We start from the raw sequence: 16,650 nt of genomic DNA, 5'->3' as shown, positions 1-16,650 counted from the left end.
TTCCGGTTAACTTACATTAGTACTTTGCGAAGTTGTAAAAATGTCACAGAGATTTTGGGTCTAGCCTCTTGACGGCCTAGCGTCCGATAAGGATAAGTAGCCGCATGAAAACGCCGACCACGATCATTTGTACTGGTTCGATTATTATTGGCTAGCAGCTTGCTGGCCCGGCCGTTTTCGTCTCCCCTAAAATAAGACAGGATGATAACGCCCCGGCCAGACGGCTGCGGTCTTTCGTGCCCGTATTTTCAGGTCTTTTGGGGAAATAACATGGCTGATGCGCCGCAACTACGTCTGTACAATACTGCAACCCGCACGAAGGAGGATTTCATCCCCATCGATGCGAATAATGTGCGCATGTATGTCTGCGGACCAACAGTTTATGACTTTGCCCATATCGGCAATGCCCGTCCGGTTATCGTCTTTGACGTGCTGTTTCGCCTGCTGCGTCATGTCTATGGCGTGGAAAAGGTCACGTATGCGCGTAACGTCACCGACGTTGATGACAAGATCAACGCACGTGCCGCGAGTGAATATCCTGATCTGCCGCTCAATGAAGCAATTGGTCGCGTAACCGAAGGCACGAACAATCAGTTTCAGGCCGACATTAAAGCCCTGGGCAATCTTGAGCCGTCGAGCCAACCGCGTGCGACCGAACACCTTGATGATATGCGTAATATGATCGAGAAACTCATCGAACGTGGCGTGGCCTATGTTGCTGATGAGCATGTGCTGTTTTCACCATCGGCGATGAATGCTTTGGGCGGCGCACGCTATGGCGCACTTTCCCATCGTCCATTCGATGAAATGCTGGCAGGCGCGCGCGTCGATGTCGCTTCTTACAAGCGCGACGAGATGGATTTTGTGCTCTGGAAACCATCGCGTAATGGCGAGCCGGGCTGGGCTTCACCAGCAGGAATTGAAACACTGGGCCGTCCAGGTTGGCATATTGAGTGCTCTGCCATGTCTATGGCGAAGCTGCTGGCTCCTTTTGGCGGTGGTTTAAAATGCGACGATCCCTATAAAAACCAGTTCGACATTCATGGCGGCGGTATCGATCTCGTCTTTCCGCATCATGAAAATGAGCTTGCGCAATCTTGCAGTGCTTTTGGCACCGAGCGCATGGCCAATATCTGGATGCATAACGGCTTTCTTCAGGTCGAAGGACAGAAGATGTCGAAGTCTCTCGGCAACTTCATCACCATTCGCGATGTGTTGAATGATGGTTTGCCGCAGATTGGGATTTGGGACGACAAGGATGCGCGCGACCGCTGGGTTGGACTTTCTGCCCGTCTTTCGATGCTGCAAACGCATTATCGCGAGCCGATCAACTGGACGGCGCAACGTCTGGCAGAATCTGCAGAAGAACTGCGTCGCTGGTATGAGTTGCTCCGTGACACGAGCTTTGCGGTACCGTCTGAGCTTTCTGCACTCAGTGAAGTTGAAGAAGCACTGTCTGACGATGTTAACACGTGGCTAGCAATCACAGCGCTGCGCAAGGCATTCAAGGCTAAGGATAGCGCAGCTTTGGGCGAGGGCATGGCACTTTTGGGCCTGTTTGATCCATATTTTGTGACTGAGCAGGATGTGCCGGTGTTCGCAAAAGCAGATGTCGATACAGCAGCGATTGAAACACTGATTGCGGAACGTTTGCAGGTAATTGCTGATAAAAACTGGGCAGAGGCGGATCGTATTCGCGATGAGCTTTTGGAGCAGGGTGTGCAGTTGAAGGATGGCAAGGATCCTGCCACCGGCGAACGCATCACGACATGGGAAGTGGTAAGCTGACGATCGTTTAGTTTCTGGGAGGAAGCCATGACGCTTGATAATAAGCCGCTCTATAGCGGGGGATGCCAGTGTGGTGCAGTGCGCTTTCATGTTGAGGGCGCTCTCGGCTCAGCATCCATCTGTCATTGCCGCATGTGTCAGAAAGCCTTTGGCAATTTCTATGCGCCGCTGGTCTCAGTGGGCAAGGCAAAGCTCATCTGGACCCGCAATGAGCCAAAGCGTTTTCAGTCGTCCAATCACGTGAAGCGCGGATTCTGCCCTGAATGCGGAACCCCGCTTACATACGAGGCGCCGGATGGCGTGGCGCTTTCTATAGGCGCTTTCGATGCACCAGAAGAGATCGAACCGACGGTTCAATGGGGCGTTGAAGTCAAGCTGCCCTATGTCGATGACCTCGCAAAATTACCCGGTTTTGAAACCGAGCGTGATGAGGAAAGTATCGAGTTTGTAAAAACGATGGTGTCTTACCAGCACCCTGACCACGACACTGAAAACTAAAAAGCCATAAATTATCACGGCATATACCCACCGACAGGCAGGCAAAATGGCACGCGAACGCATCTATATCTACGACACGACTTTGCGGGATGGACAACAAACCCCCGGCGTTGATTTCTCGGTCGAAGACAAAAAAGCGATTGTCATTTTGCTTGAAGAGCTGGGCGTGGATTATGTCGAAGGTGGCTATCCGGGTGCAAATCCGACAGATACGGCCTTTTTCCAAAAACGGCAGACGTCGCATGCGAAATTTGCTGCTTTCGGCATGACCAAACGCGCTGGCGTTTCTGCTTCTAATGATCCGGGGCTGACAGCGCTTCTGCAAGCTACGAGTGATGCCGTGTGTTTTGTTGCCAAAAGCTGGGATTATCATGTGCGGATCGCACTTGGCTGCACCAATGAAGAAAATCTGGAATCGATTACCGCATCGGTGACCGCTGTTCGTATGGCTGGTCGTGAGGCGCTGGTTGATTGCGAACATTTCTTCGATGGTTATAAGGCCAATCCGGAATATGCATTGGCTTGCGCAAAGGCGGCTTATGAAGCGGGGGCGCGCTGGGTGGTACTGTGCGATACCAATGGTGGCACCCAGCCATCGGAAGTTGCCGACATTATCAATGTGGTGAAGGCTATCGTCCCGGGTGAAAGCCTCGGCATCCATGCACATAATGACACCGAACAGGCTGTCGCGGTTTCGCTTGCGGCAATTGACGCCGGTGTGCGCCATGTGCAGGGAACGCTGAATGGAATTGGAGAGCGTTGCGGCAATGCAAACCTCGTTTCATTGATCCCGACGCTGGCATTGAAGCCTTATTGGGCTGATCGCTTTGAGTTGGGTGTTAAGCCGGATGCCTTGAAAGCCATTACCCGCATTTCGCGTGCTTTTGATGATATTCTCAATCGCTCGCCTGTAGAGCAGGCGCCTTATACCGGCACTTCCGCCTTTGCGACCAAGGCGGGCATTCATGCGTCAGCATTGCTTAAAGACCCGCAGACCTATGAGCATGTTCCTCCTGAAACGGTGGGAAACCGCCGCCGCGTTATGGTGTCAGATCAAGGCGGCAAATCGAACTTCATCGCTGAATTGGAGCGCCTTGGCGTTCGCGTCGCTAAGAATGATGCCCGGCTCGATACGCTGATTTCGCTGGTTAAAGAGCGTGAGGCCGAAGGCTATGCCTATGAAGGTGCGGATGCGAGTTTTGAACTTTTGGCACGCAATATGCTCGCGCCGCAGCCTGAGTTTTTCAAAGTCGATTCTTTTCGCTGTCTCGTTGAGCGCCGCTTTGATGCCAATGGCGCATTGAAAACCATGTCGGAAGCCGTGGTCAAAGTGGAGGTTGATGGCGAAATGCATATGTCGGTCGCGGAAGGCCATGGCCCTGTCAACGCGCTCGATATTGCGTTACGCAAGGATTTGGGGCGCTATCAGGACGAGATCGAAGATCTTGAACTGGTGGATTTCAAGGTGCGTATCCTCAATGGCGGTACAGCGGCTATCACCCGTGTTCTGATTGAATCCGGCGACGCCACTGGTGCGCGCTGGCGTACCGTTGGCGTGTCCGACAACATTATCGATGCATCGTTTCAGGCGCTGATGGATTCGGTCAATTATAAGCTGATGAAGAACCGTTCTTTGGCCGGCCTGGTAGCGGCTGAATAAGCTACTGCGTTCACCAAGATTGATGCTTTGATCAGTATAATTGAATAGATTTTATGGATTGATCGGCGCATAGCAGTTTGACCAACTCGGAAAAGCCTATCGCTTTTCCGAGTAATTTCTTAATGCGGAGATGGAAATGAGCGAGCAGACCTTATCTGGAGGCCAGCTTTCAGACGGAAGCCGCGGCTTCATGATGGCTATGGGCGCTTATGGTCTTTGGGCTATTTTGCCGTTCTATCTCAAAGCTTTATCGCATCTGCCAGCATTTGAAATTGTCGCGCATCGCGTGATCTGGTCGGTGCCAGTTGCAGCTATTTTGCTGGTTTTTATCGGTCAATTCCGTGCAATCCTTGATACGCTTCGCAAGCCACGCATGCTTGCCATGGCAGCACTCACCGCATCCCTTATCACCATTAACTGGTGTGTTTATGTCTGGGCAGTTGCTCATGATCAGATCATCGGTGCGGCACTTGGCTATTACATCAATCCGTTGTTCAACGTGGTTTTGGGTGGCCTGTTTCTCGGTGAGCGCCTGACAAAAGTGCAATATATTGCCGTTGGCTTTGCCTTCTTGGCGGTGCTGGTTCTCACCTTTAATGCTGGTGGCCTTCCGTGGGTTTCGCTGGTTCTGCCAGTAACATTTGGTCTTTATGGGTTCTTCCGCAAATCCTTGCCAATGCCGCCTTTGCAGGGCTTTACGCTCGAAGTCGTTATTCTTTCAGTTCCAGCGATGGGCTATGTTATCTGGCTGCTGGTGAACGGGCAGGATCATTTCTTCTCAGGTGCTGCATCGGATGTTTCGTTGCTGTTGCTGGCTGGGCCATTTACCGCGATTCCGCTGATCCTCTATGCGGGTGGAGCCAAGCTGCTGCGTTATACAACGCTCGGCCTGATGCAGTATTTGACACCGACGCTATTGTTCATCTTCGCGATTTTCATTTTCCACGAACCATTCTCGCCTGCGCAGTTGGTGGCTTTCGTGTTGATCTGGATTGGCCTGATTATTTACACCTGGTCGTCTTTGTCGGCACATCGCAAGGCGCGCGCCAGCGCCTGATAAATTTAACTTGAGTGTTCGTGCTGTTATCTCCGGTGGATTATGTCCGCCGGAGCCATAATTTAGCCGCGCTCTGGCCCTCTGGTCCGTTTGTCATTTCAGATGGAATTTGGAGCCGTTCACTGCATGCTGTTTCGCACTGCCCGCAGAGATAAGCAGATTCATGTTGTTGTATCGCCAGATCTTAGGGTCCGGTCTGATGACACGCATCAAGCTGTTTTGGGTGAGCACACCAAACTTGCACCTCTTTCTCATCTCGTACTCAAGCCCTTAGAACGCGTCCGTTTTTCAATTCACACACACCGTCGTGCGTGCATTGCGCTTGCGTCAGCAACACTTCTTGCAGGTGGTGCAATGGCGTTGATAACGGCAGGCCTTGTGCGTCACGGACATGCTTCGCAACCGATCATGGTTGATCCAGCCTCGCTTGTGCACAGCCATGCGGCTAAGAAAGAAGCGCGACTGGTTCCACAAAACGAAGTTGATGAAAACCAACGCATTGCTAAGCGCATCGATATTGCTGAAGGCACGGATGACGGTGAGGCGACACTCTTCACCTATCAGCATGTCATCCTTGATCTGAAAAGTGGTCCGAGCGGGCAGGGTCTGCGTAATCTGGCCTCGACACAAGTCAAAGAGAACAGCAATGAAGCCGCTGATCCGGCAGATAAAATATCAACGCTCGCCAATCAGAAAGGCGTGCCGCTGAATGTAAGTTTTGCCAAGCCAGCGGATATACCTCATCCAAAAGTGCACGAAATCATTCTTGCTCCACAGTCGCGCGAGAAGGTGGGGGTTCTCATGCAGGCAGCCGATATTGCTGCCGAGGATGCTGCACATCTCGAGCAGGCGTTAGGGCGAAAGGAGCTTCGCCCCGGTGATAATCTCGTTTTGCTTCTCGATCAGTCTTCCGGAAAGCCAGCACATATCACCATGGCGCGGTTCAGACATGGCAGTTCGTCTGATTCCGTTTACGGGCGAACAGACGATGGTGTTTTCCGCGCCAATGATAATCAGCGGCTTTTTGCACGCCTTTCACATGATGCTATGCTCTCGGCATCGCGTAAGTCTACTAAAGCGCGAAATGACGGGTCTGTTCAGTCGCAGCTTATTGCAGCTGGTGCGCCGCGTGCGGTCGCGGATGATGTGAAAAAGCTCGCGGCCGAAAATAACGTGTCTCTTCAGAAGGGCAGCAACGGGGTCGATAAGATCGATCTTCTGTTCCGTGAGAGCGTCGATACCGATCCAGAACTGGTATTTGTCGAGTTTAATACCAATGGCCGTGCCAAGCGACTGTACCGGCATGAGGTTGAGGGAAACGCGGATTATTTCAACGAGGATGGTTCCTCGATGACGAAATATCTGATGCATAAGCCTTTGCCAAATGGCCGTCTGAATGATGGATTTGGCTGGCGAGTGCATCCAGTTTTGCATGTCCGTAAACACCACAATGGCGTTGATTATGATGCGCCGATTGGCTCGCCGATCGTTGCTGCGGGTGATGGCGTTGTGGAACTGATTTCGTCACAAAAGGGCTATGGCAAATATGTACGTATTCGTCATCAGGGTGGCTATAGCACCACATATGCACATCTGTCCGGCGAAGCCAAAGGCCTGAAAACGGGTCAACATGTGAAGCAAGGTGAGGTGATCGCCTATGTCGGCTCAACCGGCTATTCGACAGGTCCGCATCTCTATTACGAGCTTAAAGTCGGTGATCAGTATGTTGATCCACTCAAAGCTCAGCTGAATGCAGGTGAAAAGCTGACAGGTTCGTCCATGTCCAGTTTCCGCTCGGAGATGGATCACGTCGATAAAGTTTTCAAACAGATGAATTTGGCGCCAATAGCAAGTGACGCCAAAGATGGATTAAATCATACAGGCCGGTAGGCATTCGCCAGAGCAACGAATTCTTCGACACTTAACGTCTCTGCGCGGCGTGTGCCGTCGATCCCCGTCTTTTCCAACAGTTCTGTACCGCCAACGGGTTTCAGGCTTTGACGCAGCATTTTGCGGCGCTGCCCAAACGCAGCCTGAGTAATCTGACCGAGCGCATCTGCACGACACGGTAAGAGCTCTTCGCGTGGCGAAATATGCACAACCGACGACATCACTTTCGGCGGTGGGGTAAACGCTTGAGGCGGCACATCAAAAGCAATTCGTGAATGCGTGCGCCAGCCTGCGAGAACACCGAGGCGTCCATAATGGTCGGTGCCCGGTGCAGCCACAATACGCTCACCCACTTCACGCTGGAACATGAGCGTCATTGAGGAATAAAACGGTGGCCATGGTTCAGTCAAAAGCCAGTTAATCAGCAATTGTGTGCCAACATTATAGGGCAGGTTAGCGACGATCCGCGGCTTTGGACCTTCAGGAAATAATGCCTTGAAATCCTGTTCGAGCGCATCGCCGGAAATTACGCGTAACCGCCCCGGATAATGCGCTTCAATTTCGGCGAGTGCATCAAGACAGCGTTCATCGCGTTCAATCGCGGTAACGATAGCACCTTGAGCAAGCAAAGCACGGGTCAGGCCACCTGGACCCGGGCCAACTTCGATAACCGGCTGATCCTGAAGGTTGCCTGCCTGACGCGCAATTTTAGATGTTAAATTAAGGTCGAACAGAAAGTTCTGTCCGAGTGACTTTTTCGGCATCAGATCGTGCCGTTCAATGACCTCACGCAATGGCGGAAGATTGTCGATACTCATGATTTCCGCCTAGCTTCGTTTTCTGCGAGTTCCTGCGCCAGTCTGATTGATGCGATGAGACTATCAGGACGGGCAATGCCCTTTCCAGCAATATCGAAGGCTGTCCCATGATCCGGCGATGTTCGGATGAAGGGAAGCCCAAGCGTAACATTGACTGTCTCGTCAAAGGCAAGCGCTTTGGCCGGGATAAGTGCCTGATCATGATACATACAAATCGCAACGTCATAGGTCGCACGTGCTGGTGCATGGAACATGGTGTCGGCTGGCAGCGGACCCCATGCATTGATGCCCTCGCGCTGTAATTCTTCGACCGCTGGTCGAATGATTGCGTCGTCTTCTTTGCCAAGCGCTCCGCCTTCACCTGCATGAGGATTAAGGCCGGAAATCGCAAGGCGAGGGGCGCTAATACCAAAGCGATCCGTCAACTCTTGTGCGGTGATATAAGCCACCTCCAGAATATCATCCTTGGTCAGCAAGCGCGGCACATCTGCAAGCGGAATATGGATGGTAACTGGTACGGCACGCAGTTCGGGACCAGCTAGCATCATCACAGGGATGACAGTGCGCCCGAGATGTTTGCTTGCAAGCTCAGCAAGGAATTCCGTATGGCCGGGATGTTTGAAGCCAGCATCATAGAGCGGTTTCTTGGCAATCGGGCTGGTGACTACTGCTGATGTCTCACCTTTTAACGTCAGTTCAACGGCCCGTTCTATTGCTTCAATAACGCCAGCTGCATTTTCGGGCAGCGGCTTGCCGGGACTTTCACTGTGTTTGTTTTTAAGCGGCAAAACAGGCAGCTTAGTATCGAAAATATCGAAAGCTTCGGCTGGTTTGCTGATTTCACCCAATGGCACATTCAGGCCAAGGTGCTGCGCTCGGGCAGTAAGTTGTTCCGGATCGGCAATCAGTAAAAACGGTGGCAGGTAAAGCTCTTCTCGCTGCAACCATGCGGTAAGAGCAACGTCAGCTCCAACACCTGAGGGGTCGCCAATGCTGAGTGCGAGCGGAGCAACTGATTGCGTGGTCATGACTTATATCTCAGTTGATGAAATAAGGGGGCAAAAGCCCCCTCGAATTAAGCACTCAGCGCTTGCCGAAACATGAGCGACATCGAAGCTTAGCGATTGACGATGCTTGCTTTCTCGCGAAGCTCTTCAACATACTTCTTGCTTAACGCATCAGCCTTCTTCTCCTGACCATCGGCAGAATCAGTGCCTTCCATGGAGAAAACGAGCTGCGCTACACGATCATCAGAAACCTTACGTGTTCCGCAGACTGTGAGAATTTCAACGCCTTTTTCGGTATCGCGTGGCGGTGTTGCACGGTTAGGGCTGGTTGCTTTCACATCCTTTGCCCATTCACCCGGAAGCTGCTGCTCGATAATACGCCCAAGGTCGCGCACCGTTACGTCGATCATGCCTTTGGTCAACTGACGCGTCGTATCACAGCTTTGAATGCGTGAGCGCAGTGCATTCGCTTCCTGACGACGTTTTGCCAATAGAGCTGGGGAGCGCTTTGCATTGGGTACAACAAAGATAACTTGCTGCAACTGATATTCGGTTGCACTCGGTTTCTTTCCGCCCTCTTTCAGCATGCGCTGAACAGCGTCTTGCTCACTCACCATGCCGGTTGCACGGAAGCGAGCGCTGACAAGACGGCCCCATCCCATCTGAACCATGATGTATTTCTTGAAGTGATCAGGCGTAATGCCAGCCTGATTCATAACCTGATTAAGCTGGGTAACGCTCATATTGTTACGCGTTGCAAAACCCGCATAGGCTTCATCGACTTCCTTATCGGAAATGTTAATGCCGCGTGTTTTCATCTCAATGCGCTTGAGCATTTCATCCGTCAGCTCTTGGCGGGCTGTCTGATTAAGATTGCCGCCCTTGCGCTGCAACTTAAGAAAGTTTGCACGACGTTGAATGTCACCATTGGTAATTGCATTACCGGATACAATGACTTTAGCCTCAGCCGAGTTTGATGCGGCGAGTGCCGGACTCAGACTCGCACCCGTTCCAAGCGCCGTCAAACAAACAGCGGCGCCCATCATGGTAGCGAAAAGAGGTTTTGCAAACATCATCTGTCTTTCCCGATTTCCTTCAGGTCGGCAATGCATAGCTCGCCGGATGTGCCATAGTGATATGCTTCAAAGGTTCTGTCTTGCTCAGACAGTCTCAATCAAAAGCCAATCACATTATGATGACTGTATAAATGAGGCAGTACGGCGAAACAATGACCCTCACGCATTTTACGGGCAATAGCGCGACTATTAACGCAATAAAATTGATTAAAATTGGCTGTATGCGAGTAAATGGCGGGCAATCAAAATGTAAAAAAACCGGAAATGATTTAATCAATTCCGGTTTTACTTTTGTTTAGAATGACTGCGATCCGCTGCCAATATCACCCAATGTACGGAACGATATATTAAAGCCTACGCTGTGCGACGCTTTACTCTCGCCGGGATTTCGCGTCTGAACATAAGCCATTGAGTAGGTGAAGCACTCATCATCATATGCAAGACCGGCAGAACCGCGAACAAGCGTGTCAGAAACCATATCATAGGTGCCTGAACCGAAAGTACGCCAGTTTTCGTTGATCTTAAGCGTGGCTGTTCCACCAACTTCCTGACGAAGCTCCGAGTAGCCGTAAGCAGGCTGCGGTGCAATGTAGGCGTAACGGGCAGAAACGCCAACACGGGACCAGTTTTGCTGGGCTTCGAGTTCACCGCGCTTAATGTTGAGATCGTCTTTATCGAAGCGACCGCGTGCAGCGAGTGCAAATCCGGTTGAGTTTGATGTGCCGATCATGCCGACATAGTCGGAACGAGCATCTTCCAAGCCAGAATCTGCGCCGACATTGACGAAGTCACTCGTGCCATAAGAGTTTACGCCGCCGAGCTGAATGGACTGTCCGCCAAGCGCGTAAAGATTCCAATCGCTGTTTTCGAAGCTGCCGGAATAGCGCAAGCCAAAATTAGCTCGTGTGCCACCTTCAACGCGATCATAGCCGGAAAACTTGTCGCGCGAAAAGAGATTGGTGGCATCAAAGACGAAGCTTTGCGCATCTTCGTTCGGAAGCTGGCCTGCATAGCGTTCGTTGTTACGCGCATATATCTGTGCGATCGGTTCGAGAATATGCGTTGAACTTGTGCTTGAGAACAAGATCGGCCAACGCAATTCAAGGCCAGCTGTCGCCATCGCGCGCAGCGCTTCGGATTTAACAACTGCATCGGTGAAACCAGCAACTGCCGGGTCAAAGTTAGTGTTTACACTGATTGCATCGGCGCGAAGTGCGAGCAAAGGCGTAATCACCAGACCTGCATCTGTTATGATCGTGCGCTTCCACTCAACTTCACCTGTCAGACGCGTATTGGTTCCGCTAAAGCCGGGAATACGTGGGTAATCCGGCAGCGATCGGATACCGTTCCTATATGTATAAGCATAATTTGCATTCTTGCGGTAAAGCGCCTGCAAGTTAGCCGTGAAGTTCAGCTCACCGCCATAAACGGATTCAGGCGCAGTGTAGGAGTAGTCAAGACTTGGAAAAACCCAAGGCTGCTTCGAATGCATTTCCACATCGCTGTAAGCTGATGTGATTGGATAAGATTCCTGCACATTGAAGCGATAGAAATTGAGATCGAAGTAATTGCGATTATTAACGCCACGCAAATAGATATTAGATACCTGCGTTTGTGCAGCGTAATCTGTCAGACCGTAAGTACGGCTGAAGTTACGGTCAGTCTGGGCCATAATATTCCAGCCAGCCTGCCAGCGCGCATTGATATCAAAATCACCCTTCGATGCTATCATGCCGCGATTTTTTTCATCGCGATCAATCGTATCAGCGTCGAATTCGCCAGGCTTCATCTGATGAATGCCTGCGATCTGAAGATTGTAGGTTCCGTTTTCGAGGCGGTGACGCCATTCAGCCTGTGTGAGGAAGCCCTGCTTTGTGTAAGCAGTGGTTGAAAGCGTCAGATCGTAATTCGGTGCAAGCGCCCAGAAATACGAGTTCTTGATACCGAAACCAAGGTCATCCTTGTAGGCAAAGCCCGGAAACAGAAAGCCGCTTTTGCGCTTAACTGTTGGGTCAGCCATCTCGAACGACGGGAAATATGCCAGCGGCATCCCGAAAAGCTCGAACTTACCCCGCTCAAAGCGCACGGTTTTTGTCGCGCTATTCCAGATGATTTTACGAGCTTTAATCTGCCAAAGTACAGGCTTGTCTGGGTCTTTTTCACAAGCTTGACAAGCGGTGTAGACACCATTGTTAAATGTGGTGATTTCACCATTGCTACGCTCGGCGCTTTCAGCAGCAAAGCGAGTATTATCAGTTGTCTCAACGCGAAGGCCGTTCACAAAGCCATCACGGAAACTGTCTGTTACGTCGAGATGGTCGGAGTAAATCTTATTGCCGTCACGTTCGACTATTTCAACATTACCAGTCGCAGTCATGCGACGGGTCTGCTGATTATAGGTCACCTGATCTGCAACGAGGCGATTACCATCATACTCAATGCGAACTTTACCCTGAGCGGTAACGACGTTTGCATCGCGATCATAGACGAGTTCATCCGCCTGCATCAGCATACGCGCGTTAGGATCGCTCTGGTAATTGGCTCCCAAAGAATCCTGCGCATGAACCTGCGAGGGGAAAACTGCAACTGAAATAAAAGGTATAGCAAGGGCGCACGCCAAGGCTGTCCCGCGTGCAAGACGCGTGAACGTGTGGGGCAGAACCATGCGGGCGTTACTCGAACCCACTAACCATCCTCCTTATGCAACAAAAAGGAGATACCAAAAAATGTTGCAATAACAACTGGAACCCATGCGGCAACGAAGGGCGGAACGAATCCCGCATTCCCGAAAGCCTTCACCAAGACCGAAACGACATAAAGCATGAAGCCAGCGACAACGCCACCCAGAATCATCGCTCCGGACTGACCAAATCGCACAAATTTTAACGACACTGTTGCAGCAATGAGTGTCATTGCCATCAGCAGTGCTGGCAATGCCAGAAGTGACTGGTATTGCATGTCAAATGCGTTTGCCGAATAACCGAAAGAGCGCGCAACTTCGATCTTATGACGCAGTTGCGTAAAAGGAATTGTGTCAGGGGAGGCAAGCTTTTCTTCCACATATTCCGGACGCAGTTGCGTTGGAATTTGGCTGCTCTCCAATTTGCGCGGTTCCGCACCGCGCGAGAATTGAGTGACGTCTGTCAGTTCCCAATAACCATCCTTGAGCTTCGCAATGCGAGCATCAAAGCGGTCTTTGATTTTCTTCTTGTCGTCGAATTGAATGAATGTCGCATCAGCAAGCGTTGCGCCGCGATCAAGAATGTTTTTCGCACCAATGATCGTTTCGCCTTCATCCGTCTTTTGTCGAAACCACGGATCTCGAAGCGCCGAGACGTCGGTGACTTTGCCATTTTTCCAATTGGACGCGATCGCATCAGCCTTGGAGAAACCATAGGCTGCAAAAGGATTGAGAATGAATATGGTCGCCAAACCAAAAAGCAATGCGCCGAAACACGCAGGCAGAAGGAATTGCCATGCCGATACACCAACCGAGCGCGCAACAACCAATTCGTATTTCCGGTTGAGCGATATCAATGTCGCCATTGCAGAAAACAAAGCGACGAACGGAATCATTTGTTGCATTACAAAAGGAACGCGCATCGCAGAGATGCCGAGCGCCATCCACACCGAATAGCCGGGGAGATTTGCAAGCTTGCTAGCATTTTCGGTAAAATCGAGCAGCAAAGCCAGCGCAAACATACCGAGAAGAAAATAGAACGTAATCTGCACATAGCGCACGAAGAAATAACGCCCGAGTGTCCAGCCAATCATGCTTGACCTCCTGCATCTCCGCGAAACCGCCCAAGAACACGGTTATATGCGTTTGTGATTTGATTTCTGATGTGCGCCGCACCATCGAGAACACGATCATTCCATTTATCAGGAATGCCTATGCGCCGACCTGTAACGAGGGCAAAGCCCGTCATGAGGATTACGCCAACAGGCACCAGATACATAATTACTATGTAGGTTTCGTCTTTATCTGCGCGGTCAGCCGAAAAATAGCCTGCCCAATAGACGAGCAAAGCGGTGCTGATCGCGGAGAAAGACGCCGATACTCTTGCCTCGCGGTGAGAACGCGAATCTCCAGCGAAAGCGAGTGCAATCATCGCAAAAACGATTGGGTATAGCCATTCTGATAAACGACGATGCAATTCGGCTTTGTAGCGTAGCGGCCGCGTTTGCAAGATTGGATCGTTTGGATCGGGATTAAGCAGGTAGGAGAGGGGGCGATCCTTTGCATAAATCACGAAATCATCGCCAGCAGATGTAAACTGGCTAAGGTCGAATGCGTATGAATTGAACTTGATTATTGAAACAGTGCCGTCTGAAACATCACGTCGCTGAACTTCGCCGTCCTTCATCAGAAGCATGTCGCCCGCCGGTGTGCTGGCAATGTTACCGTCCGATGCGTAATAAATCAGGTCGAGATTAGGGTCGCGGGAATCCGCGATAAACAGACCGCCAATGCTTCCATCTGCGCGGCGTTCTGCAATCTGAATATAGAGATTATCAGAGAGCTTGCGGAAGTTACCTTCCTGTACCACGACATTGAGCATGTCTGCGCTCGCATTGGCAATCATCGCGCGCATGTTCATGCGCGCATAGGGATCGACATAGTTCGCAACAATAAATGAAACGAGTGAGATAATTGCTGCAAGCAACAAGATTGGTCGCATGACCGCGCTGCGTGGCGCGCCTGATGCATTGATAACGACGAGTTCGGAATCCTGATTCATTGTCGAAAGCGTCTGCGTGATCGCGATAATCAGCGCAAATGGCATGACCAGTGGGATTGCAGATGGAATAAGAAGCGAACTGAATTGAATGATCGTTTGGATAGACTGGCCGCTCGTCGTTAAGAAGTCGACGCGTTGCAGCACTTGTACTGTCCACGTAATGCCCACCGCGGCACCCAGCACCGCGAAGAACATGACCGCCACGCGGCGCAGGATGTACAACTCAATCAATTTCATAGGCGGAGTTTACATCCCGGTTCCGTTGAAGGAGCCTGTCCCGATAGAAACAATGCTCGTAATTAAAATCTAGCGTAATAGCAGATGGCTAAAATTAGCCGAAGAAATTTGGTTAACAGATTACTAAAGATTTCTGGCGGATGCCAGCGCTAGCCTGATTTGGGGACTTAATAATTAAAGCTGAACGCTTTGGCCATGAGACAGATAGTTCCAGAGTTGTAATCTGCACGTTTTCACCGGAGTTAACGTAAAACTGATTTTGATGACGCAATACCCTTGCTGTTTCGCCATATTCGTCTCACATGAGTAGGGAAAAGTCGCGACACAATCGTGTCATCTTAAAATCAGGCTTGTTTGGAGTTGTTATGTCGAAACGCCCTTCTTTTTCCTTCAATGAATTTTCAGCACCGCAAAAAGGCGTAAGCATCGTTTTGGTTGCCAAAGGTGGAGGCTTTGCGGAAGAGGCGGGGCTGGCAGTTGGTGGCGCTGATAAGATCGCTCGGATAATCGAGGTTTCCGGCTTTTCAGGCGCTCTTGGTAAAACTGCAGAGGCAATTGAAACGTCTGAAGGCGGTATCGATAAGATTGTGCTGGTTGGTGCGGGAGAGCCTGGCGAACTTGGCAATGACGACTGGATCAAAATCGGCGGTGCGGCATTCTCGCGAATCGGTAAATCTGAGCGCGCAACAGTGACGCTGGCTCTGCCTGAAACGACAATTGCGGGTGATGAAGCAGCCGACGTCGCGCTTGGTATGATCCTGCGCTCTTACGAATTTAATCGCTACAAGACACGTAAGAATGAAGAAAATGGTGAACCAAAGCATGCTGCCAAGGTTCATATTCACGTGGCTGACACTCACAGCGCAAAGAAGGCGCTTGAAGTTGCCGAGGCTGTTGCCGATGGTGTTCTCAAGGCACGCGATCTTGTTAACGAACCAGCCAATGTCCTTGGCCCTGTAGAATTTGCGGAAGAAGCCGAAAAGCTTGAAAAGCTGGGCGTGAAGGTCGAAATTCTTGGCGAAAAGGAAATGAAGAAGCTCGGTATGGGCTCGCTTTTGGGCGTTTCGCAGGGATCGCCGCGTCCGCCACGTCTCGTTATCATGGAATGGCAGGGCGCGAAGGCTAAAGAAAAGCCGGTTGCCTTCGTTGGCAAAGGTGTGACCTTCGACACCGGCGGCATCTCGATCAAGCCTGCCGGTGGCATGGAAGAAATGAAGGGTGACATGGGCGGCGCTGCGGCTGTTACAGGCCTGATGCGTGCGCTCGCAGGACGAAAGGCAAAGGTCAACGCCATTGGTGTGATTGGCCTTGTTGAAAACATGCCAGACGGCAATGCACAGCGTCCGGGCGATATTGTTACCTCAATGTCTGGTCAGACAATTGAAGTCATCAACACTGATGCCGAAGGCCGTCTCGTACTCGCTGATGCGCTTTATTATACCAATGACCGCTTCAAGCCGCAGTTCATTATCAACCTCGCAACGCTGACGGGCGCTATTCTCGTGGCTCTTGGCACGCATCATGCAGGCCTCTTTTCCAATGATGATGAATTGGCAGACCAGCTTTACGATGCTGGTCAGGCGACAGGTGAAAAGCTGTGGCGTATGCCGATGGGCAAGGAATACGACAAGATGATCGATTCCAAGTTTGCCGACATGAAGAACAGCTCTGGTCGCCATGCAGGCTCGATTACCGCCGCGCAGTTCCTCAAGCGTTTTGTCGGCGACACACCTTGGGCGCATCTCGATGTTGCCGGTACAGCAATGGGGTCGCCAACCAACGAATATAGCCAGTCTTGGGCGTCCGGTTATGGCGTTCGTCTTCTTGACCGGTTGGTTCGCGATAATTTCGAAAGCTGAATTTGATTCAGAAACAAT

12 protein-coding genes are annotated in these 16,650 nt (G+C 51.2%); 6 read left to right on the top strand and 6 right to left on the bottom strand.

The window, feature by feature from the left end:
- The first annotated feature begins 270 nt into the window (after positions 1-270).
- From cysS to ACOZHT_RS01565, 5 genes are all read left to right on the top strand, one after another.
- Positions 271-1,788 (top strand): cysteine--tRNA ligase, encoded by a 1,518-nt coding sequence (gene cysS / locus ACOZHT_RS01585; RefSeq protein WP_339508234.1) that lies wholly within the window; start codon positions 271-273, stop codon positions 1,786-1,788.
- A 27-nt stretch (positions 1,789-1,815) separates the two neighbouring features.
- Entirely contained in the window at positions 1,816-2,286 is a 471-nt protein-coding gene (locus ACOZHT_RS01580) for a GFA family protein (RefSeq protein WP_339508236.1), read from the top strand.
- A gap of 46 nt (positions 2,287-2,332) precedes the next feature.
- Positions 2,333-3,946, top strand: a complete 1,614-nt coding sequence (cimA, locus tag ACOZHT_RS01575; RefSeq protein ID WP_339508238.1) for a citramalate synthase — start codon at positions 2,333-2,335, stop codon at positions 3,944-3,946.
- A 136-nt stretch (positions 3,947-4,082) separates the two neighbouring features.
- On the top strand, positions 4,083-5,003 hold the full coding sequence (gene rarD / locus ACOZHT_RS01570; protein ID WP_339508239.1) for an EamA family transporter RarD: 921 nt from the start codon (positions 4,083-4,085) through the stop codon (positions 5,001-5,003).
- Positions 5,004-5,129: 126 nt separating this feature from the next.
- Positions 5,130-6,893, top strand: coding sequence for a M23 family metallopeptidase (locus tag ACOZHT_RS01565; protein ID WP_339508241.1), 1,764 nt, complete (start codon positions 5,130-5,132; stop codon positions 6,891-6,893).
- On the opposite strand, the gene rsmA is transcribed toward ACOZHT_RS01565, so the two are convergent.
- From rsmA to lptF, 6 genes are all read right to left on the bottom strand, one after another.
- Entirely contained in the window at positions 6,878-7,711 is an 834-nt protein-coding gene (rsmA, locus tag ACOZHT_RS01560; protein ID WP_339508243.1) for a 16S rRNA (adenine(1518)-N(6)/adenine(1519)-N(6))-dimethyltransferase RsmA, read from the bottom strand. The two genes, ACOZHT_RS01565 and rsmA, sit on opposite strands and share 16 nt — an antisense overlap.
- Entirely contained in the window at positions 7,708-8,739 is a 1,032-nt protein-coding gene (gene pdxA, locus ACOZHT_RS01555) for a 4-hydroxythreonine-4-phosphate dehydrogenase PdxA (protein WP_339508245.1), read from the bottom strand. Before pdxA ends, rsmA begins: the two co-directional genes overlap by 4 nt.
- A gap of 89 nt (positions 8,740-8,828) precedes the next feature.
- On the bottom strand, positions 8,829-9,794 hold the full coding sequence (locus tag ACOZHT_RS01550; RefSeq protein ID WP_339508247.1) for a peptidylprolyl isomerase: 966 nt from the start codon (positions 9,792-9,794) through the stop codon (positions 8,829-8,831).
- 295 nt (positions 9,795-10,089) lie between these two features.
- A complete protein-coding gene (locus tag ACOZHT_RS01545) occupies positions 10,090-12,459 on the bottom strand; it encodes an LPS-assembly protein LptD (RefSeq protein ID WP_339508909.1) in 2,370 nt (789 codons plus the stop codon).
- Positions 12,460-12,479: 20 nt separating this feature from the next.
- Positions 12,480-13,568: an LPS export ABC transporter permease LptG gene (gene lptG / locus ACOZHT_RS01540; protein WP_339508249.1), complete on the bottom strand. Its 1,089-nt coding sequence runs from the start codon at positions 13,566-13,568 to the stop codon at positions 12,480-12,482.
- Positions 13,565-14,773, bottom strand: coding sequence for an LPS export ABC transporter permease LptF (lptF, locus tag ACOZHT_RS01535; RefSeq protein WP_339508251.1), 1,209 nt, complete (start codon positions 14,771-14,773; stop codon positions 13,565-13,567). Before lptF ends, lptG begins: the two co-directional genes overlap by 4 nt.
- A gap of 365 nt (positions 14,774-15,138) precedes the next feature.
- Here lptF and ACOZHT_RS01530 point away from each other — a divergent pair, with 365 nt between their 5' ends.
- Entirely contained in the window at positions 15,139-16,632 is a 1,494-nt protein-coding gene (locus tag ACOZHT_RS01530) for a leucyl aminopeptidase (protein WP_339508253.1), read from the top strand.
- The last annotated feature ends 18 nt before the right edge of the window (positions 16,633-16,650 follow it).

The sequence above is a fragment of the Ochrobactrum sp. EDr1-4 genome, assembly GCF_049199085.1.
Taxonomy (GTDB): domain Bacteria; phylum Pseudomonadota; class Alphaproteobacteria; order Rhizobiales; family Rhizobiaceae; genus Brucella.
This window is presented reverse-complemented; position numbering and strand designations above follow the sequence as displayed.

Bases quoted from the DNA above. Each gene is read 5' to 3' on its own strand.
- cysS (WP_339508234.1), top strand. From the start codon at position 271: ATGGCTGATGCGCCGCAACTACGTCTGTACAATACTGCAACCCGCACG.
- ACOZHT_RS01580 (WP_339508236.1), top strand. From the start codon at position 1,816: ATGACGCTTGATAATAAGCCGCTCTATAGCGGGGGATGCCAGTGTGGT.
- cimA (WP_339508238.1), top strand. From the start codon at position 2,333: ATGGCACGCGAACGCATCTATATCTACGACACGACTTTGCGGGATGGA.
- rarD (WP_339508239.1), top strand. From the start codon at position 4,083: ATGAGCGAGCAGACCTTATCTGGAGGCCAGCTTTCAGACGGAAGCCGC.
- ACOZHT_RS01565 (WP_339508241.1), top strand. From the start codon at position 5,130: ATGCTGTTTCGCACTGCCCGCAGAGATAAGCAGATTCATGTTGTTGTA.
- rsmA (WP_339508243.1), bottom strand. From the start codon at position 7,711: ATGAGTATCGACAATCTTCCGCCATTGCGTGAGGTCATTGAACGGCAC.
- pdxA (WP_339508245.1), bottom strand. From the start codon at position 8,739: ATGACCACGCAATCAGTTGCTCCGCTCGCACTCAGCATTGGCGACCCC.
- ACOZHT_RS01550 (WP_339508247.1), bottom strand. From the start codon at position 9,794: ATGATGTTTGCAAAACCTCTTTTCGCTACCATGATGGGCGCCGCTGTT.
- ACOZHT_RS01545 (WP_339508909.1), bottom strand. From the start codon at position 12,459: ATGGTTCTGCCCCACACGTTCACGCGTCTTGCACGCGGGACAGCCTTG.
- lptG (WP_339508249.1), bottom strand. From the start codon at position 13,568: ATGATTGGCTGGACACTCGGGCGTTATTTCTTCGTGCGCTATGTGCAG.
- lptF (WP_339508251.1), bottom strand. From the start codon at position 14,773: ATGAAATTGATTGAGTTGTACATCCTGCGCCGCGTGGCGGTCATGTTC.
- ACOZHT_RS01530 (WP_339508253.1), top strand. From the start codon at position 15,139: ATGTCGAAACGCCCTTCTTTTTCCTTCAATGAATTTTCAGCACCGCAA.